The organism is Aurantimonas sp., assembly GCF_964217435.1.
In the GTDB taxonomy this organism is placed as follows: domain Bacteria; phylum Pseudomonadota; class Alphaproteobacteria; order Rhizobiales; family Rhizobiaceae; genus Aurantimonas; species Aurantimonas coralicida.
The window spans coordinates 56,044-77,799 of record NZ_CAXPJM010000007.1 but is presented as its reverse complement, the minus strand read 5'-3'; the positions used below and the strand labels follow the sequence as shown (position 1 = coordinate 77,799).

The 21,756-nt window shown below is 68.6% G+C and carries 18 protein-coding genes and 1 other RNA gene; 18 read left to right on the top strand and 1 reads right to left on the bottom strand.

The window, feature by feature from the left end; genetic code table 11:
• Positions 1 to 64 precede the first annotated feature (64 nt).
• The 13 genes from rnpB to murB all read left to right on the top strand — a co-directional run bounded on the left by rnpB (position 65) and on the right by murB (position 15,044).
• An RNA gene (gene rnpB / locus ACEQX1_RS03025) (RNase P RNA component class A) lies at positions 65 to 503 on the top strand.
• Positions 504 to 1,033: 530 nt separating this feature from the next.
• Positions 1,034 to 1,495, top strand: a complete 462-nt coding sequence (gene mraZ, locus ACEQX1_RS03020) for a division/cell wall cluster transcriptional repressor MraZ (RefSeq protein ID WP_024352008.1) — start codon at positions 1,034 to 1,036, stop codon at positions 1,493 to 1,495.
• Positions 1,492 to 2,538, top strand: a complete 1,047-nt coding sequence (gene rsmH, locus ACEQX1_RS03015; RefSeq protein ID WP_370195986.1) for a 16S rRNA (cytosine(1402)-N(4))-methyltransferase RsmH — start codon at positions 1,492 to 1,494, stop codon at positions 2,536 to 2,538. Before mraZ ends, rsmH begins: the two co-directional genes overlap by 4 nt.
• 5 nt (positions 2,539 to 2,543) lie before the next feature.
• On the top strand, positions 2,544 to 2,900 hold the full coding sequence (locus ACEQX1_RS03010) for a hypothetical protein (RefSeq protein WP_024352006.1): 357 nt from the start codon (positions 2,544 to 2,546) through the stop codon (positions 2,898 to 2,900).
• Positions 2,901 to 2,950: 50 nt separating this feature from the next.
• The gene (locus tag ACEQX1_RS03005) at positions 2,951 to 4,636 is read left to right on the top strand and encodes a peptidoglycan D,D-transpeptidase FtsI family protein (protein ID WP_370195999.1); all 1,686 of its coding nucleotides are present in this window, start codon (positions 2,951 to 2,953) and stop codon (positions 4,634 to 4,636) included.
• Between the two features lie 171 nt (positions 4,637 to 4,807).
• Positions 4,808 to 6,256 carry a UDP-N-acetylmuramoyl-L-alanyl-D-glutamate--2,6-diaminopimelate ligase gene (locus tag ACEQX1_RS03000; RefSeq protein WP_370196494.1) on the top strand — a complete coding sequence of 483 codons (1,449 nt, stop codon included), beginning with the start codon at positions 4,808 to 4,810 and terminating at the stop codon, positions 6,254 to 6,256.
• The gene (locus ACEQX1_RS02995; protein ID WP_370196493.1) at positions 6,253 to 7,764 is read left to right on the top strand and encodes a UDP-N-acetylmuramoylalanyl-D-glutamyl-2,6-diaminopimelate--D-alanyl-D-alanine ligase; all 1,512 of its coding nucleotides are present in this window, start codon (positions 6,253 to 6,255) and stop codon (positions 7,762 to 7,764) included. The genes ACEQX1_RS03000 and ACEQX1_RS02995 overlap by 4 nt, the downstream gene beginning before the upstream one ends.
• On the top strand, positions 7,764 to 8,846 hold the full coding sequence (gene mraY, locus ACEQX1_RS02990) for a phospho-N-acetylmuramoyl-pentapeptide-transferase (protein WP_009210158.1): 1,083 nt from the start codon (positions 7,764 to 7,766) through the stop codon (positions 8,844 to 8,846). Before ACEQX1_RS02995 ends, mraY begins: the two co-directional genes overlap by 1 nt.
• Positions 8,847 to 8,849: 3 nt before the next feature.
• The gene (gene murD, locus ACEQX1_RS02985) at positions 8,850 to 10,262 is read left to right on the top strand and encodes a UDP-N-acetylmuramoyl-L-alanine--D-glutamate ligase (RefSeq protein ID WP_370192284.1); all 1,413 of its coding nucleotides are present in this window, start codon (positions 8,850 to 8,852) and stop codon (positions 10,260 to 10,262) included.
• A 2-nt stretch (positions 10,263 to 10,264) separates the two neighbouring features.
• A complete protein-coding gene (gene ftsW, locus ACEQX1_RS02980) occupies positions 10,265 to 11,422 on the top strand; it encodes a putative lipid II flippase FtsW (protein WP_024352000.1) in 1,158 nt (385 codons plus the stop codon).
• 103 nt (positions 11,423 to 11,525) lie between these two features.
• Positions 11,526 to 12,632 (top strand): undecaprenyldiphospho-muramoylpentapeptide beta-N-acetylglucosaminyltransferase, encoded by a 1,107-nt coding sequence (gene murG, locus ACEQX1_RS02975; RefSeq protein WP_370196503.1) that lies wholly within the window; start codon positions 11,526 to 11,528, stop codon positions 12,630 to 12,632.
• Between the two features lie 28 nt (positions 12,633 to 12,660).
• Positions 12,661 to 14,088: a UDP-N-acetylmuramate--L-alanine ligase gene (gene murC, locus ACEQX1_RS02970; protein WP_370195595.1), complete on the top strand. Its 1,428-nt coding sequence runs from the start codon at positions 12,661 to 12,663 to the stop codon at positions 14,086 to 14,088.
• Positions 14,088 to 15,044, top strand: a complete 957-nt coding sequence (gene murB / locus ACEQX1_RS02965) for a UDP-N-acetylmuramate dehydrogenase (RefSeq protein WP_370196492.1) — start codon at positions 14,088 to 14,090, stop codon at positions 15,042 to 15,044. The genes murC and murB overlap by 1 nt, the downstream gene beginning before the upstream one ends.
• A gap of 64 nt (positions 15,045 to 15,108) precedes the next feature.
• Here the strand turns inward: murB and ACEQX1_RS02960 are convergent, their stop codons facing one another.
• On the bottom strand, positions 15,109 to 15,306 hold the full coding sequence (locus tag ACEQX1_RS02960; protein ID WP_040325776.1) for a hypothetical protein: 198 nt from the start codon (positions 15,304 to 15,306) through the stop codon (positions 15,109 to 15,111).
• A gap of 224 nt (positions 15,307 to 15,530) precedes the next feature.
• Here ACEQX1_RS02960 and ACEQX1_RS02955 point away from each other — a divergent pair, with 224 nt between their 5' ends.
• The 5 genes from ACEQX1_RS02955 (at position 15,531) to lpxC (ending at position 21,654) form a co-directional block, all read left to right on the top strand.
• A complete protein-coding gene (locus ACEQX1_RS02955) occupies positions 15,531 to 16,454 on the top strand; it encodes a D-alanine--D-alanine ligase (RefSeq protein WP_188076298.1) in 924 nt (307 codons plus the stop codon).
• Positions 16,442 to 17,377 (top strand): cell division protein FtsQ/DivIB, encoded by a 936-nt coding sequence (locus ACEQX1_RS02950; RefSeq protein ID WP_024351994.1) that lies wholly within the window; start codon positions 16,442 to 16,444, stop codon positions 17,375 to 17,377. The genes ACEQX1_RS02955 and ACEQX1_RS02950 overlap by 13 nt, the downstream gene beginning before the upstream one ends.
• A complete protein-coding gene (ftsA, locus tag ACEQX1_RS02945) occupies positions 17,374 to 18,699 on the top strand; it encodes a cell division protein FtsA (protein WP_187390555.1) in 1,326 nt (441 codons plus the stop codon). The genes ACEQX1_RS02950 and ftsA overlap by 4 nt, the downstream gene beginning before the upstream one ends.
• Positions 18,700 to 18,826: 127 nt before the next feature.
• Entirely contained in the window at positions 18,827 to 20,395 is a 1,569-nt protein-coding gene (ftsZ, locus tag ACEQX1_RS02940; RefSeq protein WP_370196491.1) for a cell division protein FtsZ, read from the top strand.
• Positions 20,396 to 20,715: 320 nt separating this feature from the next.
• Positions 20,716 to 21,654, top strand: coding sequence for a UDP-3-O-acyl-N-acetylglucosamine deacetylase (gene lpxC, locus ACEQX1_RS02935; protein ID WP_188076297.1), 939 nt, complete (start codon positions 20,716 to 20,718; stop codon positions 21,652 to 21,654).
• Positions 21,655 to 21,756 lie beyond the last annotated feature (102 nt).

The window sequence follows — 21,756 nt, the reverse complement described above, 5'->3', positions numbered from 1 at the left end:
GCGCCGCCCGGCCGATGACGATTAGGCGTTGACTTCGCCGGCCGTGCGGAACACGTAGCGGGCGCCAGCCGGCTGGACGGCCGCTCCCGTCATACGTCGAAAGACGGCGGGGGAGGAAAGTCCGGGCTCCACGGAGAAACGGTGCCGGATAACGTCCGGCGGGAGTGATCCCAGGGAAAGTGCCACAGAAAACAGACCGCCCCGCCTGCAGTGCGGCTCGCGCGACGAAACGCGACGGAGCCGCAGTGCTGGCGGGGTAAGGGTGAAACGGTGGGGTAAGAGCCCACCGCGTCTCTGGCAACAGCGACGGCACGGCAAACCCCACCGGGAGCAAGACCGAATAGGAACGACGCGGTCGGTCCGTCGCAAGACGGGTCGCCAGCCCTCTCCGGGCCGGTCGTTCGGGTAGGTTGCTAGAGGCGGCCCGCAAGGGTCGTCCCAGAGGAATGGTCGTCCGGCGGTCATGCCGCTGACAGAACCCGGCTTACAGGCCGGCTGGCACTTTTCATTCCCGCTTCCCCACTTCGTGCGCGTCACCGCGACCGGCCGATCGTCCCGGTCGGCGGACCGTCGAGAGCGTTCCGGCAGATATTTCTGTTCGGCCATGGGCTGGCGTCCCCTCGCGCCGCAACCACCCCGAATTCCTATGGAATTTCCGTTCCGTCAGACGGCGGCCGGAGGCCTTGCTGCGACTGAACTCATGGCCGCCCGAAATCCCGGCCTGTTTGGAAAACGTCAATGTTAATAGGCTATTAATGGCTGCGTGCTAGACCCTTCCGGAAGGCCGTGCGCCGCCTTCGTGTGGGGCGATCCCATTGACGACCAAGAGTGCCCATGATATTCCATAAGCCATCATTAAGGGGCCGCTCGGGGCTCCATTTCAGGCAGAAAACGATGCGCTTCGGGCAGTCCGGGGCGGGCAAGAGTTGCCGCAAGTCGGGCAGCGCCGTGGGGATGGTGCACCGGTCGCACGGCAGGCAGGCGGGGGCCTTGATGAGATGGGAATCTGTCGCGACGGGCAGCGCTGCGGCTGATGGACTGGTTCCTCTCCAACTACGTCAACAACATCGACTCCAAGGGTCGGGTGTCCGTGCCGGCCTCGTTCCGGCAGGTGATCGCGGCGCGGGGCATTCGCGACCTGTTCGCCATGCGCAGCCTGTCGCTGCCGGTGATGGAAGTGGGCGGGCCGGATCTGCTGGAGCGCTTCGAGCGCCAGATGGATACGCAGGATCCGTTCAGCGAGGCCTATCAGGACCTTGCGCTCTTCGCCTACGGCGACGGCGCATATTTGAAATTCGATGCAGAGGGGCGGATCGTGGTGACGGACTTCATCCGCTCGCATACCGGCATCACGGACAAGGTCGCCTTCGTGGGAACGCGCAAATACTTCCAGCTCTGGGAGCCGGCGCGGTTCGAGGCGGCACGCAGCGAGGCACGGGCACGGCTCCTGGCGACATCGCCGGGCGGCAAGGCTTCTGCGGGAGCACCGGAATGACGGCGGGTCACGACGGGATCGATGATCCCGTGGTTGGCGGACCGGCTCGCCACATTCCGGTGCTTCTCGCGGAAGTGCTCGAGGCGCTCGCACCGAAGCCGGGCGAGATCATCGTCGACGGCACTTTCGGGGCCGGCGGCTACACGCGCGCCATCCTCGAGGCCGGCGCCGACGTCATCGCCATCGACCGCGATCCGGCTGCCATCGCCACGGCGCGCGAACTGGCTGAAAACTGTGGCGGCCGGCTGACGCCGGTCGAGGGCCGCTTCGGCGACCTGCAGCGCATCGTCGAGACCCGGGCCGAGGCCGCGGGCGGCCGTGTCGACGGCATCGTTCTCGATGTCGGCGTCTCCTCCATGCAGCTCGACGAGGCCGAGCGCGGCTTTTCCTTCCAGAAGGACGGGCCCCTCGACATGCGCATGAGCGGCGCCGGCCCGAACGCTGCCGATGTCGTCAACCGCTTGAAGGTCGGCGACCTTCTGCGGGTCATCGGCATTCTCGGCGAGGAAAAGCAGGCGGGCCGGGTCGCCCGGGCCATCGAGGCGCGCCGTCTCGAGCAGCCCTTCACGCGGACCCTTGATCTCGCCGGCGTCATCGGCAAGGTCGTCGGACGCGGCCCCAAGGACAAGATCGATCCGGCGACGCGCAGCTTTCAGGGCCTGCGCATCTTCGTCAATGACGAGCTCGGCGAGCTCGCCCGGGCGCTGGTGGCGGCCGAGCGGGTGCTGAAGCCCGGCGGCCGGCTGGTGATCGTCAGCTTCCATTCGCTCGAAGACCGCATCGTCAAGCGCTTCCTGCGCGACCGGTCCTCGCCGCCGTCGGGCTCGCGCCATCTGCCGGACGTGGCGCCGGCCACCCAGACCTTCGAGGCGCGCAACCGCGCCGTCGGCGCGACCGACGCCGAGGCGGAGCGCAATCCGCGTGCCCGCTCGGCCAAGCTGCGCGCCGGGATCCGCACCGCCGAGCCGGCGCGCCAGGACGCCGACGAGCTCGGATTTGCCGGACTGCCGTCGCTCGCCGATCTCCCAGATACCGGAGTTTGAGTACCATGTTGAAAACTCTCGATATCGTCCTGATTGCAGTCATGATTTCTGCGGCAGCCTGGACCTACAAGATCAAGCATGAGGCCGAGACGCTGGAGACCGAGGTCGCCAAGGTCGAGCGCCGCATCGCGCTGGAGCGCGAGACGATCTCGCTTCTGGAAGCCGACTGGAGCCTGCTCGACCAGCCGAACCGGCTGCAGCGCATCGCCAATGTCTTCCAGGACGAGCTGCAGCTGCAGCCCATGCGTCCCGACCAGATCGTGCGTCCCGACGAACTGCCCCGGCGTCCGGTGAATCTCGTGCCCGAGACCGGCGGCAATCTCGGCGGCTATGCCGACAGCTCCGACACGGTGGTGCGGTGATGCGAGTCCCCAATCCGTTCAAGCGCAACAAGCCCGTCGCCGCCGGCACCATGCTGCCGGACTGCGACCATTTCGGCCGGCCGCGCCGCCATCGCGGCGGACCGAAGAACCGCAGCCGCTTCGTCATCGCCATGGGCCTGTTCGTCGGCATCTACGGCGTCATCGGCGGCCGCCTTGTCATGTGGGGCGTCGCGCCGACCGAAAGCGCCGCTGCCTATGGTGCTGCCGACAAGATCATGTCGGACCGCCCGGACCTCCTCGACCGCAATGGCGAGGTGCTGGCCACCGACATCAAGACCGCCTCGCTCTTCGCCGAGCCGCGCCGCATCATCGATCCGGACGAGGCGAGCGAGCTGCTGCTCGGCGTCATGCCGGATCTCGACCCGAAATGGCTCTATCGCCGCCTCGCCAGCAATGCCGGCTTCGTCTGGCTGCGCCGTGAGCTGACGCCGGGCCAGCAGCAGGCCGTCCTCGATCTCGGCATTCCGGGCATCGGCTTCCGCACCGAAAAGCGCCGTTTCTATCCGGGCGGCACCACCGCGGGCTTCATTGTCGGACATACCAATGTCGACAATCAGGGCACTGCCGGCATGGAGAAATACATCGACGACCAGGGCTACCGCGCCCTGCAGGATGCGGGCCTTGCCGTCGGCACCGATCTGGAGCCGGTGAAGCTGTCGCTCGACCTGCGCGTTCAGCACATCGTGCGTGACGAACTGGCCGCCGCCATGGCGCGCTACAAGGCGATCGCCGCCGGCGGCGTCGTGCTCGACGTCCACACCGGCGAGGTCGTCGCCATGACCTCGCTGCCGGATTACGATCCGAACCAGCCGAGCCAGGCGCTGGACAAGGACCGCATGAACCGCATGTCGGCGGGCCTGTTCGAGATGGGCTCGACCTTCAAGGCCTTCACCACGGCGATGGCGCTGGATTCCGGCAAGGTGAAGATCACCGACAGCTTCGACGCGACGCGGCCGATCCGCATGGGCGGCTTCACCATCTCCGACTTCCACGGCAAGCGCCGGGTGCTGAGCGTACCCGAGGTCTTTATCTATTCCTCGAACATCGGCAGCGCCAAGGAAGCCGAGGCCGTCGGCATCGAGGGGCACCAAGAGTTCCTGACCCGCGTCGGCCTGTTGTCGCGCATGACGACCGAGCTGCCGGAAGTCGCCACGCCGACCCAGCCGAAGGTCTGGAAGCAGATCAACTCGGTGACGATCTCCTTCGGTCACGGCGTGTCCACGACGCCGCTGAACACCGCCGTCGCCGCCGCCGCGCTGATGAACGGCGGCAAGCTGATCCCGCCGACCTTCCTGCCGCGCAGCCGCGCCGAGGCCGAGGCCGTCGCCACGCGGGTCCTCAGCGAGAAGACCAGCGACCAGATGCGCTATCTCTTCCGCCTGAACGTCGCCGACCAGCGCGGCTCGGGCAACAAGGCCGACGTCACCGGCTACCGCGTCGGCGGCAAGACCGGCACGGCCAACAAGGTGGTCAACGGGCGCTATTCCGACACGAAGAAGTTCAACGCCTTCCTGTCGGCCTTCCCGATGGACAATCCGCGCTATGTCGTCCTCGTCGTCATCGACGAGCCCCAGCCGGAGGATGGCCAGTATTACGCCACCGCCGGCATGAACGCCGCGCCGACCGTCGGCAACATCATCCGGCGTTCGGCGACCCTGTTGGGCGTGCGACCCGAGTTCGGCGAAGAGGGCAAGTCGCTGCTGGTCTCCTACTAGACCGGGTATCGCCTGCGGCGGCCGGGACCGCTGCCGCAGGAAAGCCACAGCCGGACCGAAGCGTCGGGCCGCAGCGAGATGTGCGCTTCACCGGACGGGCGCTTGCCTATAGAAGACCGACGGGCCGGCGGGCGATGCGCCGGCTTTGCGGTCCAGCTCGGAACATGGTTAATGAAGCTTTCCCAACTCGCTGAGGATCTTGCCACGGGGCAGACGACGTCCGATCCGGACATCGCCGGCCTGTGCGTCGACTCGCGCGAGACCGGTGCCGGCTTCCTGTTCGCCGCTTTGGCCGGCAGCCGTGCCGACGGGGCGCGCTTCGTTGCCGATGCCGAGGCGCGCGGCGCCGCCGCGATCCTTGCCGGCGAGGGGGCCGCGATCGACACCGCGCTGCCGGTGCTGCGCGCTGCCGATCCGCGCCGGGCGATCGCCCTGATGGCCGCGCGCTTCCATGGCGCCCAGCCGGAGCATGTGGTCGCGATCACCGGGACGGCCGGCAAGACCTCGATCGCCACCTTCACCCGCCAGATCTGGGCGCGCTGCGGCCTCGCCGCCGCCTCGGTCGGCACCACCGGTGTCGTCTCCCCGAGCCGCGACGAATATGGCTCGCTGACCACCCCCGACCCGATCGCGCTGATGCGGCTGATGGCGGAACTGGCCGGCGAGGGGGTCACCCACGCGGCGATGGAGGCGTCGAGCCACGGCATCGACCAGCGCCGGCTCGACGGAGTGCGGCTGGCGGCGGCGGCCTTCAGCAATCTCGGCCACGACCATCTCGACTATCATCCGGACATCGAATCCTATTTCGCCGCCAAGATGCGGCTGTTCACGACACTGCTGCCGAAGGGCGCGCCGGCGGTGATCTTCGCCGACGACCGCTGGTCGGGCCGCGCCATCGAGGTGGCGACGAGCGCCGGCGCGAAGGTGATGACCGTCGGTCGCGGCGGCAATTTTCTGACGCTGAAGCGGCTCGAACTGGAGCGCCAGCGCCAGATCGCCGAGATCGAGGCGGAGGGCCGTATCCACCGGGTCGTGCTGCCGCTGGCCGGCGAATTCCAGATGGCCAACGCCCTCGTCGCCGCCGGTCTCGCCATCGCGACGGGCGTTGCGACCGCCGATGCGCTGGCCGCGCTGGAGCATCTGAAGGGCGCGGCCGGACGGCTCGACCTTGCCGGCACCACGGCGGACGGGGCGCCGGTCTTTGTCGACTACGCCCACAAGCCCGAGGCGCTGGAGAACGTGCTGGCGGCGGTGCGCCCGTTCACGACGGGCCGCGTCCTCGTGGTGATCGGCTGCGGCGGCGACCGCGACCGGGCCAAGCGGCCGATGATGGGCGAGATCGCCGCGCGCCTCGCCGACATCGTCATCGTCACCGACGACAATCCGCGTTCCGAGGAGCCCGCCGCGATCCGCGCCGAGATCATGGCCGCCGCCAACGGCGCCCGCGAGATCGGCGACCGCCGCGCCGCAATCCGCGAGGCCGTCGCGAGCGCCCGCACCGGCGACACCGTGGTGATCGCCGGCAAGGGCCACGAGGTCGGCCAGACGGTCGCCGGCGTCACCCATCATTTCAGCGACCATGAAGAGGTCCGCGCAGCACTCACGGAGGCGGCCCGATGAACGAAGCACTGTGGGACGTCGACGCCATGGCGGCGGCGATGCATGCCCGTCCGCTCGGCGATCTGCCGGCGACGATCTCCGGCATCTCCATCGACACGCGGACGCTGGAGGCGGGCGACGCCTTCTTCGCCATCCAGGGCGACCGCTTCGACGGCCATGACTTCCTGACCGCCGCGACCAAGGCCGGGGCGGCGCTGCATGTCGTCTCCGAGCAGAAGCTGCCGGCGCTCGGCCGGGTGCAGTCGCCGCTGCTGATCGTCGACGACGTCCTGAAGGCGATGTCGCGGCTGGCGGAAGCCGCGCGGGCGCGCTCCAAGGCGACCATCGTCGCGGTGACCGGCAGCGTCGGCAAGACCACCACCAAGGAGGCCCTGCGCCACGGCCTGGCCGCCGAGGGCAAGGTCCATGCGAGCGCCGCGTCCTTCAACAATCACTGGGGCGTGCCGCTGAGCCTCGCCCGCCTGCCGCGCGACGCCCGCTTCGCGATCTTCGAGATCGGCATGAACCATCCCGGTGAGATCCGGCCGCTGGTCAAGCTGGTGCGGCCGCATCTGGCGATCATCACCCTGATCGCGCCGGCCCATCTCGGCCATTTCCGCGACCTCGACGAGATCGCCGAGGCCAAGGCGGAGATCTTCGAGGGGCTGGTCAGCGACGGCACCGCCATCCTCAACGCCGACGATCCGCAATGCGGCCCGCTGGCGACCATGGCCCGCAAGGCAGGCGTCACCGAGATCCGCACCTTCGGCGAGAGCGCCGGCGCCGACTTCCGGCTCCTGTCCTTCGCGCCGACCGGCGAGCATTCGGTGATGGAAGCCGATATCGGCGGCGATACCGTACGCGTCGAGCTGACCTCCCGCGGCCGCCACATGGCGCAGAACGTCCTCGCCGTCCTCGGCGCGGCGTCGCTGGCCCATGCCGACCCTCACCGGGTCGCCGGCGCGCTGAAGGACTGGCGCGCCGTCAAGGGCCGCGGCGGGCGCGACCTCCTGCCGATGCCGGCCGGCGGCCGTGTCGAGCTGATCGACGAGAGCTCCAACGCCAACCCGGCCTCGATGCGCGCCGCGCTCGACGTACTGGGCGCCGCGAAGCCGGGCGAGGGCGGTCGCCGCATCGCCGTCCTCGGCGACATGCTGGAACTCGGCGACAAGGCCCCGGGCCTGCATGCCGGTCTCGTCGAACCCATCGAGGCGGCGGGCGTCGACCTCGTCTTCCTGGCGGGCGACGAGATGAAGGCGCTCGACGACGTGCTGGAATCGCGCGTGCGCCGCGAATGGCACGAGAATGCCGGCGAATTGCTGGACAGCCTCCTGAAGACCATGCGCACCGGCGACGTCGTCATGGTCAAGGCGTCCAAGAGCATCGGCTTCTCGCCGCTGGTCGACAAGCTCCTCGCCCTCTATCCGCCCAAGGCGGCCGAAACCGACGCGCCGGAGACCTCCTCCGCCGACGCCATGTCCCCGGCCGAGCCGCCGGCGGACGATACAGACCCAGCGGGAGCCGCTTAATGATTGCCTATCTCGGCCAGTTCGGTGCCGATTTCCCGCTGTTCAACGTTTTCCGGTACATCACCTTCCGCACCGGCGCGGCGATGATCACCGGCTTCCTCGTCGTCTTCCTGTTCGGCCCCGTCGTCATCGCCAATCTGCGCGTGCGCCAGGGCCGCGGCCAGCCGATCCGCGCCGACGGGCCGCAGACCCATTTCAAGAAGGCCGGCACGCCGACCATGGGCGGCCTGATGATGCTGACCGGCTTCCTGACGGCGACGCTGCTGTGGGCGGATTTGCGCAATCTCTATGTCTGGACGGTGCTGCTGGTGACGCTCGGCTTCGGCGCGATCGGCTTCTACGACGACTATCTCAAGGTCACCAAGCAGAGCGACAAGGGCTTTTCCGGCAAGATGCGGCTGGCGCTGGAGTTCCTGATCGCCGGCGTCGCCGCGGTGCTGATCATCTATGCCGGCACCGGTGACTTCGCGACCTCGCTGGCGTTTCCCTTCGTCAAGGAAATCCTCCTCAATCTCGGCTGGTTCTATGTCGGCTTCGCCGCCTTCGTCGTCGTCGGCGCGGCCAATGCCGTGAACCTGACCGACGGTCTCGACGGCCTGGCGATCGTGCCGATCATGATCGCCGCCGGCGCCTTCGGCCTGATCGCCTATGTCGCCGGCAACGTGAACTTCGCCAATTACCTGCAGATCCACTATGTCGCCGGCACCGGCGAACTGGCGCCGATCTGCGGCGCGGTGATCGGCGCCGGTCTCGGCTTCCTGTGGTTCAACGCGCCGCCGGCCGCCATCTTCATGGGCGACACCGGCTCGCTGGCGCTGGGCGGCATGACCGGCACGGTGGCGGTCGCCACCAAGCACGAGATCGTCCTCGCCATCATCGGCGGCCTGTTCGTCATCGAGGCGCTGTCGGTGATCATCCAGGTCGGCTGGTTCAAGCTGACCGGGCGGCGGGTGTTCCTGATGGCGCCCATCCACCACCATTTCGAAAAGCTCGGCTGGACCGAGAGCCAGGTCGTGATCCGCTTCTGGATCATCGCCTTCATGCTGGCCTTTGTCGGCCTGTCGACCCTGAAGCTGAGGTAGCAGATGATCCCGGCGCGCGCATTCTCTGGCAAGTCGGTGGCGCTGTTCGGGCTGGGCGGCTCGGGCCGGGCGACCGCGCGCGCCTTGCAGGAGGGCGGCGCCGAGGTTGCGGCCTGGGACGACAACCCGGCCAGCGTCGAGGCGGCGATCGCCGAGGGCATCCCGACCGTCGATCTGGCCTCTGCCGACTGGACGCGCTTTGCCGCGCTGGTGCTGTCGCCGGGCGTGCCGCTGACCCATCCGCGGCCACACTGGACCGTCGCGCTGGCCTATGCGGCCGGCGTCGAGGTGATCGGCGACATCGAACTGTTCTGCCGCGAGCGCCGGGCGCTGGCACCGACGGCGCCCTTCGTCGCCATCACCGGCACCAACGGCAAGTCGACGACGACGGCGCTGATCGCCCATTGCCTTGCCCATGCCGGGCGCGACGTGCAGCTTGGCGGCAATATCGGCGTCGCGGTGATGACCCTCGCGCCGCCGGCGCCCGAGCGCCACTACGTCGTCGAGTGCTCCTCCTACCAGATCGACCTCGCGCCGACGATCGAGCCGTCCATCGGGCTCTTGCTCAACCTGACGCCGGACCATCTCGACCGCCACGGCTCGATGAGCAGCTACGCCGCGGTCAAGGCGCGGCTGGTGGCGGGTTCGCAGCTTGCCATCGTCGGCGTCGACGATCCCCATTGCCGCCAGATCGCCGACGAACTGGAATCGGAGGGCCATAGGGTCGTTCGCATCTCGCAGACCGACGGGCTCGATGCCGGCGTCGGCTTCGACGGCCGGGTGCTGCACCGGCGCATGGACGGCCGCCCCGAGGCGAGCTTCGACCTGTCCGCCATCGGCTCGCTGCGCGGCCGCCACAACGGGCAGAACGCCGCCGCGGCGGTCGCCGTCTTCACCGCGCTCGGCCTGTCCGACGAGGAGATCGTCGCCGGCCTCGAAAGCTTCCCCGGGCTGGCGCACCGCATGGAAGAGGTCGGCCGGGCCGGCCCCGTGCTGTTCGTCAACGATTCCAAGGCGACCAATGCCGAGGCCGCGGCACCCGCTCTGGCGGCCTTCCCGCGCATCCACTGGATCGCCGGTGGCCTGCCCAAGGAGGGCGGCATCGGTTCGCTGTCGCCGTTCTTCCCGCGGATCGCCAAGGCCTATCTGATCGGCGAGGCGGCGCCGTCCTTCGCCGCGACGCTTGGTAAACGAATTCCTTACGAAATTTCCGGTACGCTGAAGGTCGCGGTGGAACGCGCGGCGGCCGATGCGGCAGCGGACGCGGCAGCGCAGGGCGAGGGGGCGGAGGCGGTCGTCCTCCTGTCGCCGGCCTGTGCCAGCTTCGACCAGTTCCGCAATTTCGAGGTTCGGGGCGATGCCTTCCGCGACGCGGTACGCAAGCTGCCGGACATGGCGATGATCCGGAAGGGATGACGATGACGAGCCGGATCAAGCGTGGTGTGATCAGTGACTGGTGGTGGGGCGTCGATCGCTGGTTCCTGGCGGCGTTCCTGACGCTGCTGGTCGGCGGCCTGGTGCTGTCCTTCGCGGCCAGCCCGCCCGTCGCCGAGCGCATCGGGCTCGAGCCCTTCCATTTCGTCAAGCGGCACGCGGTCTTCCTGATCCCGTCGGCGCTGGTGATGTTCGCCTGTTCGCTGCTCAGCCCGCGCGGCGTGCGCCGCACCGCGCTGATCATGCTTGCCGTCTCCATGGCGCTGATGGTGATGGCGCTGTTCTTCGGCACCGAGATCAAGGGCGCCCGCCGCTGGATCGACCTCGGCCCGCTCAACCTGCAGCCGTCGGAATTCATGAAGCCGGCCTTCGTGGTGATCTGCGCCTGGCTGTTCGCCGAGAACCAGCGCCGCGCCGAGATCCCCGGCAACCTGTTTGCGTTGATCCTGCTGCTGGTGGCGGTGGCGCTGCTGGTCGCCCAGCCCGATCTCGGCCAGACCATCCTGGTCGCCGGCGCCTGGGGCGGGCTGTTCTTCATGGCCGGCCTGTCCTGGCTGTGGATCGCCGTCCTCGGCGGCATCGGCGCCGGCGGCGCGCTCCTGGCCTATCTCGCCTTCCCGCATGTGGCGAGCCGCATCGACCGCTTCCTCACCGGCGAGGGCGACACCTTCCAGACCGACACCGCCCGCGAGGCGATCATGCGTGGCGGCTGGCTGGGACAGGGACCGGGCGAGGGCACCGTCAAGCGGATGCTGCCCGACAGCCACACCGACTTCGCCTTCTCCGTGCTGGCCGAGGAATTCGGCATCGTCACCTGCGCGCTGCTGGCGGCGATCTTCGCCTTCATCGTGATCCGCGGCCTGCAGGTGGCGCTGGTCCAGCGCGACGTCTTCAACCGGCTGGCGATCGCCGGGCTCGTCCTGCTGTTCGGCCTGCAGTCGATCATCAACATGGCGGTGAACCTGCAGCTGATGCCGGCCAAGGGCATGACGCTGCCCTTCATCTCCTACGGTGGCTCGTCGATGCTGGCCGTGGCGGTCTCCGCCGGCTTCATCCTGGCGCTCACCCGCCGTCGCCCCGAGAACCGTTCGCATACCGACCGGCTTCTGGAGCGGACCTGGCAGATGCACAGCCCCGCCTGACACGGCTTCGGCCATACAAACGCCGCCGTCCCCTGAGAGGTCGTCGGTGCATGACAGCCCGCCGCGGCGTACGCTTGCGTCCGGCGGCCCGCATGGATATCGCCTGACCATGACCACGATCCTGCTTTCCGCCGGCGGCACGGGCGGCCATCTGTTTCCGGCCGAGGCGCTGGCGCACGAACTCGTCGCGCGCGGCCACGACGTCCATCTCGTCACCGACGACCGCGCCGGCCGCTTCGCCGACCGGTTTCCGGTCAAGGAGATCCACCGCGTCCGCTCGGCGACCTTCGCCTCGAAGAACCCGGTCAAGGTGTTCTCGGCGCTGTGGACCCTGTGGCGCGGCTTCCGCGAGGCCGGCGCGCTGATCCGCGAGATCCGCCCGGCGGTGGTCGTCGGCTTCGGCGGCTATCCGACCGTGCCGCCGCTGATGGCGGCGCAGCGCGCCGGCCGCCCCACCATGATCCACGAGCAGAACGCCGTGATGGGCCGGGCGAACAAGTTCCTGGCGCCGCGGGTCGACCGCATCGCCGCCGGCATCCCGCAGGGCAAGGCCGATCCGGCCATCGTCAGCAAGATCACCGTCACCGGCAATCCGGTGCGCCCGGCCGTGATCCTCGCGGCGCGCCAGGCCTACAGGCCGGCCGAGGCCGACGCGCCGTTCAATCTCGTCGTCTTCGGCGGCAGCCAGGGCGCGCAGTTCTTCTCGCAGGTCATGCCCAAGGCGATCGCGCATCTGCCCGAGGCGCTGCGCCGGCGGCTGGTCGTCACCCAGCAGGCGCGGGCCGAGGACGAGGAGACTGTGCGCCGCTTCTACGAAGCCGAGGGCATTCCCGCGACGGTCGCGCCGTTCTTCTCCGACATGGCCGAGCGGATCGGCGCGGCGCATCTGGTGATCAGCCGCTCCGGCGCCTCGACGGTCTCGGAGATCGCGGTGGTCGGCCGGCCGGCGATCCTCGTGCCCTATCCCTATGCGCTCGACCACGACCAGGCCGCCAATGCGGCGCGGCTCGAGGCCGAGGGCGGGGCGCTGGTCGAGCCGCAGGCGCAGCTGACGCCCGAGCGCCTTGCCGGGCTGGTCGCCGGCATCGCCGGCGACCCGGCCAAGGCCGCGGCGATGGCCGCGGCGGCGCGTGCGACGGGGATACCGGACGCGGCGGAGTTGCTTGCCGACCTCGTTGAGTCTATGCCGCAGGCCGTGAAACCAAGCTGAACACACATGAAATCAGGGGGATGCGGTCATGAAGATGCCGCCGAACATCGGACCGGTCCACTTTATCGGGATCGGCGGCATCGGGATGAGCGGCATCGCCGAGGTGCTGGTCAATCTCGGCTATAACGTCCAGGGCTCCGACCAGGGCGAGAACGCCAATGTCCAGCGCCTGCGCGAACTGGGCGTGAAGATCTTCGTCGGCCATTCCGCCGAAAATCTCGGCCAGGCAGAGGTCGTCGTCGTCTCCACCGCGATCAAGCGCAGCAATCCGGAGCTCGCCGCCGCCCGCGAGCGGCTGCTGCCCATCGTGCGCCGCGCCGAGATGCTGGCCGAGCTGATGCGCTTCCGCCATGCCGTCGCCATCGGCGGTACCCATGGCAAGACGACGACCACCTCAATGGTCGCGACCCTCCTGGATGCCGGCGATCTCGACCCGACCGTGGTCAATGGCGGCATCATCAACGCCTATGGCACCAACGCCCGCATGGGCGAGGGCGAGTGGATGGTCGTCGAGGCCGACGAATCCGACGGCACCTTCCTAAAGCTGCCGGCCGATATCGCCGTCGTCACCAATATCGATCCCGAGCATCTCGACCATTACGGCACCTTCGACAAGGTCCGCGAGGCGTTCTGCGCCTTCGTCGAGAACGTGCCCTTCTACGGTTTCGGCGTGATGTGCCTCGACCACCCGGAAGTGCAGGCGCTGGTCTCGCGCATCGAGGATCGCCGCATCATCACCTATGGCGAGAATCTGCAGGCCGACGTGCGCTTCGAGAATGTCAGCTTCACCGCCGGCAAGTCGCATTTCGACATCTCGATCCGCGACCGGGTGAAGGGCACGACCGAGCGCATCGACGGCCTCGTCCTGCCGATGCCGGGCCGCCACAACGTCTCCAACGCCACCGCCGCGATCGCCGTGGCGCACCGCCTGAACATCTCGGGCGACGCCATTCGCAAGGGTCTCGCGGGCTTTGGCGGCGTCAAGCGGCGCTTCACCCTGACCGGCGTCGTCGGCGAGGTCGCCATCTACGACGATTACGGGCACCATCCGGTGGAGATCCGGGCCGCGCTGTCGGCGGCGCGCTCGTCGGCCAGCGGCCGGGTCATCGCGGTGGTCCAGCCGCATCGCTACAGCCGGCTGCAGGCGCTGTTCGCCGATTTCGCCGCCTGCTTCAACGACGCCGACACGGTGATCATCGCACCGGTCTATGCGGCCGGCGAGGAGCCGATCGACTTCGTCAGCTCCGAGATCCTGGTCGAGCGGCTGAAGCTCGGCGGCCATCGCGACGCGCGCCTGATCGACGGGCCGGAAGAACTCGCCCCGCTGATCCACAATCTGGCCGAGCCCGGCGACATGGTGGTCTGCCTCGGCGCCGGCTCGATCTCGCAATGGGCCTATGCGCTGCCGAAGGATCTGGAAGCGCTGGCCGCGAACAACGGCCGGGCCTCGGCCTGATGGCGGGTGCGGATCTGCTGGCCTCCCTCGGCGACAGGCTGGAGGCGGTCCGGGGACGGCTGACGCCTGATGCGGGCATGGACAAGATCACCTGGTTCCGCGCCGGCGGTCCGGCCGAGCTTCTGTTCCAGCCGGCCGACGAGGCGGATCTGGCGACCTTCCTGGCGGCATTGCCCGAGGAGATCCCGGTGCTGGTCGTCGGCATTGGCTCGAACCTCCTGGTGCGCGACGGCGGCGTGCCGGGCGTGGTGATCCGCCTGTCCGCCAAGGGCTTCGGCCAGGTCGAGCGCATCGGCGAGCGCACCCTGCGCGCCGGCACCGCGCTGCCCGACAAGCGGCTGGCCGCGGCGGCGCTTGAGGCGGGGCTCGGCGGCTTTCATTTCTACCACGGCGTTCCCGGCGCCATCGGCGGTGCCCTGCGGATGAATGCCGGCGCCAACGGCGTCGAGACCTGCGAGCGGGTGGTCGAGGTGCGGGCGCTGGATCGCAGGGGCGTCGTGCATGTCCTCACCAATGAGGAGATGGGCTACGCCTATCGCCATTCGGCGGCGTCGCGCGACCTGATCTTCACCTCGGCGGTCTTCGAGGGCTATCCGGCCGAGGAAGCCGAGATCCGCGCGAAGATGGACGAGGTCCAGCATCACCGCGAGACGGTGCAGCCGATCCGCGAGAAGACCGGCGGCTCGACCTTCAAGAACCCGGCCGGCAGTTCCGCCTGGAAGGAAGTCGACAAGGCCGGCTGCCGCGGGCTTCGCGTCGGCGGTGCGCACATGTCCGAGCTGCACTGCAATTTCATGATCAACGACGCGTCGGCGACCGCCTACGATCTGGAGTGCCTCGGCGAGACGGTGCGCGCCCGGGTGCTGGAGAATTCTGGCATCCGGCTCGAATGGGAGATCAAGCGGCTCGGCCGCTTCCGCGACGGCGCCGTGGTGGAGCCGTTTCTCGGCAAGTGACGTCGGCGCGGCTGCTCAAGGCGCCGCGCGGGCGTTCAACGCGCGCTCGATCTTTCGCCGCGGCTCAGTTGAAGCGCATGGCGACGCCGCGGCGCGCCGATTCCTTCATCAGGGCGAGCATCAGATCGCCGTCCCCCCGGCGGTCCGTCGCGCCCCTGGCGATGGCGATCTGCCTTGCGGCGTCGGCCAGCGTCAGTACCGTCCGCTCCTGCTTGGCGCGGATCACGACTTCTTCGACGGCATCATGCAGATCGTTCGACATTGCATGTCTCCTGACGGTCACGACCATGGAGATGATCGACAATTCGTTAACGGACCGGCTGTCTGCGAAGGCAAATTTGAACGGAACGACAGACCCGACATCTGCCACCCCCATTGTGGCAACGTTACGATTTTCTTGCTTTAGCGTGAGTGCCTTAACCCGCGCTTAACCATCTGGCTGCGATGAATGGCCGATACCCTCGTTTTGAGGATGGATCGGGTTCTATGGGCAAGCATGTAGCAGTCTTGATGGGTGGGTTTTCGTCGGAGCGGCCCGTGAGCCTGGCCTCCGGCAAGGCCTGCGCGGCTGCGCTGGAGACCGCCGGCTACACCGTCACGACGGTCGACGTCGACCGCAACGTCGCCGAGACCCTGGCCCGCCTGCGCCCCGACGTCGCCTTCAATGCGCTGCACGGGCCCTTCGGCGAGGACGGCACCATCCAGGGCATCCTCGAATATCTGGAAATTCCCTACACCCATTCCGGCGTGCTGGCCTCGGCGCTGGCCATGCACAAGGAACGGGCCAAGATCGTCGCCAAGGCGGCCGGCGTGCCGGTGGCCGAGGCCAAGCTCCGCCATCGCCTCGACGCGGCCGAGAGCCATGTCCTGCCGCCGCCCTACGTCATCAAGCCGGTGGCCGAGGGCTCGAGCTTCGGCGTGCTGATCGTCCGCGAGGACCAGCCGCATCCGCCGCAGCAGCTCTATGGCGACGACTGGCCCTATGGCGACATCGTCATGATCGAGCGCTTCATCGCCGGTCGCGAACTCACCTGTGCGGTGATGGGCGACGTGGCGCTGGAGGTCTGCGAGATCGTCACCGAGGGCCACGCCTTCTACGATTACGATTCCAAATATGTGCCCGGCGGTTCGAGCCACATCGTGCCGGCCGACCTGCCCAAGGATGTCGCGCGCAAGATCCAGGGCTGGTCGCTGGCCGCCCATGCGGCGCTCGGCTGCCGCGGCGTGTCGCGCTCGGACTTTCGCTATGACGACCGGTTCGGTCCGGGCGGCGAGGTGGTCTGGCTGGAGGTCAACACCCAGCCGGGCATGACCGAGACCTCGCTGGTGCCCGACATCGCTGCCGCGTCCGGTCACAGCTTCCCCGAACTTCTCAGCTGGATGGTGGAGGATGCCTCATGTCGCCGATGACCGCCCAGCGCCCCTACGGGGCCTATCATGATCACCACGACGACCCGCGGCCGGGTGCCGCCGGCCGGCTGATGCTGCGCACCGCGCGCTTCGGCCGCCGGATCTCGGCGCTGGCCGGCGATGTGGCGCATCTGCCGCTGCCGCGCTTCGGCAGCCTCGCGGCCGTCGTCGTCGGCGCATCGGTCGTCTACGGCGTCGTCCAGGGCGGCCATACGGTCACCGTGGTCGATTCCGTCGCCCAGCCGCTGGGCTTCGCCATCGAGGACATCGACGTCGTCGGCAATGCCGAGACCTCGGAAATCGACGTTCTGCAGGCGCTGTGGCAGACCGGCTCCCAGAGCCTGATCTCGCTCGATCCGTCCGCGGCCCGCGAGACGCTGGAGGCGATGCCCTGGATCGACCGCGCCTCGGTCGCCAAGATCTTCCCCGGCCGCGTCAAGATCGGCATCTCCGAGCACCGCCCCTATGCGGTCTGGCAGAAGGGCCGGGAATTCGTCGTGGTCAATCGCGAGGGACAGGAAATCGTCCCCTTCGTGCCCGGCCGTTTCGCCGCGCTGCCCATCGTCGTCGGCGCCGGCGCGGCAACCCATGCCGCCGCCCTGATCGATGAAATGGAAGTGCTTCCCGAGCTTCGCGCAAGGGTCAAGGCGTATGTTCGCGTCGGAGACCGCCGGTGGGATCTGCGACTGGAGAACGGCCTGTCCGTCCTGTTGCCCGAAGATCAGCCGGTAGAAGCATTGGCCGAGGTAGCGAGAATGGATCGGGAGAACGGACTTCTGTCGCGGGACATCGTCTCCGTCGACATGCGGCTGTCCGATCGCATGGTCGTCAAGCTCACTCCCGACGCCCTGGTGCGCCGGAACGCGGCACTCGAAGAGCGCGAGAAGCTCATCAAGCGTAGCCGGAAGGACAAGCCGGTATGAGTCTGTTCAATCGCGGCGGGGACGAATTGCCCCGCATCAAGGCATTGCCGAAGCGCCGCGCCCGGATCATTTCGGTGCTCGACGTGGGCTCGGAAAAGATCTCCTGCCTGATCGCGCGCCTGAAGCCGCGCCTGGCCAGCGAGATGCTGCCCGGCCGCACCCATACGATCGAGGTCATCGGCGTCGGTCACCAGCGTTCGCACGGCATCAAGTCCGGCGTCGTCGTCGACCTCGACGCGGCCGAGCAGTCGATCCGCCTGTGCGTCGACGCTGCCGAGCGGATGGCCGGCCTGACCATCGAATCCTTGATCGTCTCGGTCACTGCCGGGCGGTTGAAGAGCCACAGCGGCTCGGCCGAGATCGCGACGTCCGGCGAGATCGACAAGATGGACGTCGAGCGCGTCCTCGGCATGGCCGCACGCGTGCCGCTCGATGAGCGCCGCGTGGCGCTGCATTCCATGGCCTACGACCTGGCGCTGGACGGCGAGGGCGGCCTCGACAATCCGGTCGGCATGACCGGCTCGCGGCTCGGCGCCTCGATGCATGTCCTGTCGGCCGAGGAAACGCCGCTGCGCAATCTCGAGGCGGTGGTCAACCGCGCCCAGCTGATGGTCGAGGCCTTCGTCGCCACGCCCTATGCCAGCGCGCTGTCGACCCTCGTCGAGGACGAGGCCGCCATGGGCTCGGCCTGCATCGACATGGGCGGCGGTGCGACCACCATCGCGATCTTCCAGAACGGTCGCTTCGTCTATGCCGACCAGGTCGCCATGGGCGGCCGGCACATAACCATGGATCTGGCCCGCGGCCTGTCCATCCCGCTGGCCGATGCCGAACGGCTGAAGGTCATGCATGGCTGCACGCTGACCGAGCTGATGCAGGACGGCGAGACCGTGCAGGTCGCCGCCCTCGGCGAGGACGGCCACGACGCGCCGGTCACCGTGGCCCGCTCGCTGGTCGCGCGGATCATCCGGCCGCGCGTCGAGGAGACGCTGGAGCTGGTCCGCGACCGGCTGGCCTCGTCCGGCCTCGGCCACGTCATCGGCAAGCGCATCGTCCTGACCGGCGGTGCCAGCCAGTTGGCCGGTCTCGGCGACACGGCCCGCACCATCCTGCAGCGCAACGTCCGGCTCGGCCGGCCGATGGGCGTGTCGGGACTGAATCCGTCGAGCAAGGGCCCGGCCTTCGCGACGGCCGTCGGCCTGCTGATCTACCCGCAGGTCGCCCACCGCGAGAACGTCTCGGCGCCGTCCATCGCGACGGTCGCCTTCAACGAGAACACCCGCGCCGGCCGGATCGGATCCTGGCTGAGACGCAGCCTTTGACAACGCCCCCGGCCGCGCGGACGGCCGGGCGAACAACGAGATCGGTGCGCGCCGCGCGCCGCTGAAGAGTCACCAACGAACGGCCGCGCGGCGAACCGGCCAGAACTGCGTGAAAGAGGATCGAACCATGAGCGTTACCCTGAAGAAGCCCGACATCACCGAGCTGAAGCCCCGCATCACCGTCTTCGGCGTCGGCGGCGGTGGCTGCAACGCGGTCAACAACATGATCAATGCCGGGCTGGAAGGCGTCGAGTTCGTCATAGCGAACACCGACGCGCAGGCCCTGCGCTCCTCGCGCGCCGAACGCATCATCCAGATGGGCGTCGCCGTCACCGAGGGCCTGGGCGCCGGCTCGCAGCCGGAAGTCGGCAGCGCCGCCGCCGAGGAATCCATCGACGAGATCTGCGATCACCTGCTCGGATCGCACATGTGCTTCGTCACCGCCGGCATGGGCGGCGGCACCGGCACCGGTGCGGCTCCCGTCGTGGCCCGTGCGGCGCGCGAAAAGGGCATCCTCACGGTCGGCGTGGTCACCAAGCCGTTCCACTTCGAGGGCCAGCGCCGTCTGCGCATCGCCGACCAGGGCATCGAGGAACTGCAGAAGACCGTCGACACGCTGATCGTCATTCCGAACCAGAACCTGTTCCGGATCGCCAATGACAAGACCACCTTCGCCGATGCCTTCGGCATGGCCGACCAGGTTCTGTATTCGGGCGTTGCCTGCATCACCGACCTGATGGTCAAGGAAGGCCTGATCAACCTCGACTTCGCCGACGTGCGTTCGGTGATGCGCGAGATGGGCAAGGCGATGATGGGCACCGGCGAAGCGTCGGGCGAGGGCCGCGCCATGGCCGCCGCCGAAGCGGCGATCGCCAACCCGCTGCTCGACGAGACCTCGATGAAGGGCGCCCGCGGCCTGTTGATCTCGATCACCGGCGGCCGTGACCTGACCCTGTTCGAGGTGGACGAGGCGGCGACCCGCATCCGCGAGGAAGTCGACCACGACGCCAACATCATCCTCGGCGCGACCTTCGACGAGAATCTGGAAGGCGTGATCCGCGTGTCGGTCGTGGCCACCGGCATCGACAAGGCCGAGATGGAAGCGGCCGAGCACACCGCCGCCTACCAGGTCCGTCCGACGGCGGCCCCGGCACCGCGTGCGCTGCCCGAAACGCAGGCCGCGGCCGTGCGTCCGGCGGCGCAGCAGCCGGCCCCGGCCGCTGCCCCCGTCCAGGAAGCTCCGGTCCATGCCGAAGCTGCCCCGGCGCCCCAGGCCGAGATGGAGGACGACTTCACCGCCGCCCTCGAGGCCGAGATCGCCCAGGTCAGCCCGGCCGCGGAGCCGGCACCGCGTGCAGCCGCACCGCGCATGCCCCAGGTCGAGGATTTCCCGCCGAATGTGCGGGCCGAGATCGAGAGCCGTGCGGCGGCCGACGCCCATGACGAGCGGGGCCCGATGGGCCTGCTGCGTCGCCTGACGACCGGCCTGTCGCGCCGCGAGGAGGACGAGGCTGCACCGCACGAGGCACGCCATGCGCCGGCCGAGCAGCCGCGTCGCGCCGTGGTCGAGCCGAACCCCTACGCGCCGCGCCGTCAGGCGGCGGAATCGGCGGCCCGTCCGGCCCCGCAGCCGCGCGCCGTCAGCGAGGAAGACCAGCTCGAGATCCCTGCCTTCCTGCGTCGTCAGGCGAACTGACCGTCAACGTTGCAGGTTTGACACAAGGCCCGCCGGCACGTTCGGCGGGCCTTTTTTACGACAAGCGTATGAAATCGCTGACATCCGTGTTTTCGGCCCCGTTCCGGCGGTAACAACGGGTAACGAACCGTGATTTTGTCGAAGGGCCTGTTCGTTCTAGGGAATTTGTCACGAATTGCAGAGTGCGGGATGGCCCGATTCCTCCATAGGGGGAGAGGGGGCGGGCCAGCACTGACGACGAAGCTCCCGAGCGGGGATGCCGGTATCTGAGACGCGGAGCACCGCGCCGATGCCGGCGGGAAAGGTTGCCGATAGTGCGAATGTTCCAGCAGACGATTGGATCCAGGGTCTATTTCGAGGGCATTGGCGTCCATAGCGGTCTCCCGGTCCAGCTCACCCTGCTTCCGGCCGAGGTCAACACCGGCATCGTCTTCCACCTGTGCGACAAGCAGGGCTACCTGCACGAGATCAAGGCCGTGACCGGCAATGCCGCGCCGATGGATCTGGCGACCGTCGTCGGCGATCCGCGCGGCGCCCATGTCGCGACGATCGAGCATCTGATGGCCGCGCTCTACGCCATGGGCGTCGACAATGTCGTCGTGCAGCTCGACGCGCACGAGACGCCGATCATGGACGGCTGCGCCGCCGCCTTCATCAAGGGCATCCGCGAGGCCGACGTCGTCGGCCAGTCGGCCCGGGCCCGCTATGTGCGCGTGCTGAAGCCCGTCTCGGTCGAGATGAACGGCGCCCGCGCCGAATATCTGCCCCACAACGGCACCCGCTTCGAAATCGAGATCGACTTCGCCACCCCGGCCATCGGCCGGCAGGTCTACAAGGCGGATCTCACCGCCGAGCGCTTCGCCCGCGACCTGTCCCGCGCCCGCACCTTCGGCTTCATGAAGGATGTCGAGCGCCTGTGGGCCGCCGGCTCCGCGCTGGGCTCCTCGCTCGACAATTCCGTGGTCATCGGCGACGACGGCCGGGTGATCAATCCGGACGGCCTGCGCTACGACGACGAATTCGTCCGCCACAAGGCGCTGGACGCGGTGGGTGACCAGGCGCTGGCCGGTGCCCGCGTGCTCGGCTGCTACCGCTCCTATCGCGGCGGCCACAAGCTCAACGGTCTCGCGCTGCAGGCGCTTCTGGCCGACCGCCGGGCCTACGAGATCGTCGAGGCGCCGTCGCGCCGGGTCGATCCGGTCCGTCACGCGCCGCTGGTCGCCGTCGCGGCGCCCGCCTACGGTCCGCAGACTCTCTGACATCGGCATTGCGCAACCGCCGCGTCCGGTCGACAAAACCGGTGTCGCACACGACGACGTGCGCTCGATCGGGACGCTGCGTCACAAAAAAGACGGGTTGAA

Coding starts and splice junctions, on each gene's coding strand:
- ACEQX1_RS02960 (WP_040325776.1), bottom strand. CDS start 15,306: ATGTCGAACGATCTGCATGATGCCGTCGAAGAAGTCGTGATCCGCGCC.
- mraZ (WP_024352008.1), top strand. CDS start 1,034: ATGGACTGGTTCCTCTCCAACTACGTCAACAACATCGACTCCAAGGGT.
- ftsZ (WP_370196491.1), top strand. CDS start 18,827: ATGAGCGTTACCCTGAAGAAGCCCGACATCACCGAGCTGAAGCCCCGC.
- rsmH (WP_370195986.1), top strand. CDS start 1,492: ATGACGGCGGGTCACGACGGGATCGATGATCCCGTGGTTGGCGGACCG.
- ACEQX1_RS03010 (WP_024352006.1), top strand. CDS start 2,544: ATGTTGAAAACTCTCGATATCGTCCTGATTGCAGTCATGATTTCTGCG.
- ACEQX1_RS03000 (WP_370196494.1), top strand. CDS start 4,808: ATGAAGCTTTCCCAACTCGCTGAGGATCTTGCCACGGGGCAGACGACG.
- murB (WP_370196492.1), top strand. CDS start 14,088: ATGGCGGGTGCGGATCTGCTGGCCTCCCTCGGCGACAGGCTGGAGGCG.
- ACEQX1_RS02950 (WP_024351994.1), top strand. CDS start 16,442: ATGTCGCCGATGACCGCCCAGCGCCCCTACGGGGCCTATCATGATCAC.
- murC (WP_370195595.1), top strand. CDS start 12,661: ATGAAGATGCCGCCGAACATCGGACCGGTCCACTTTATCGGGATCGGC.
- ACEQX1_RS02955 (WP_188076298.1), top strand. CDS start 15,531: ATGGGCAAGCATGTAGCAGTCTTGATGGGTGGGTTTTCGTCGGAGCGG.
- mraY (WP_009210158.1), top strand. CDS start 7,764: ATGATTGCCTATCTCGGCCAGTTCGGTGCCGATTTCCCGCTGTTCAAC.
- ACEQX1_RS02995 (WP_370196493.1), top strand. CDS start 6,253: ATGAACGAAGCACTGTGGGACGTCGACGCCATGGCGGCGGCGATGCAT.
- lpxC (WP_188076297.1), top strand. CDS start 20,716: ATGTTCCAGCAGACGATTGGATCCAGGGTCTATTTCGAGGGCATTGGC.
- ftsA (WP_187390555.1), top strand. CDS start 17,374: ATGAGTCTGTTCAATCGCGGCGGGGACGAATTGCCCCGCATCAAGGCA.
- ftsW (WP_024352000.1), top strand. CDS start 10,265: ATGACGAGCCGGATCAAGCGTGGTGTGATCAGTGACTGGTGGTGGGGC.
- murD (WP_370192284.1), top strand. CDS start 8,850: ATGATCCCGGCGCGCGCATTCTCTGGCAAGTCGGTGGCGCTGTTCGGG.
- ACEQX1_RS03005 (WP_370195999.1), top strand. CDS start 2,951: ATGCTGCCGGACTGCGACCATTTCGGCCGGCCGCGCCGCCATCGCGGC.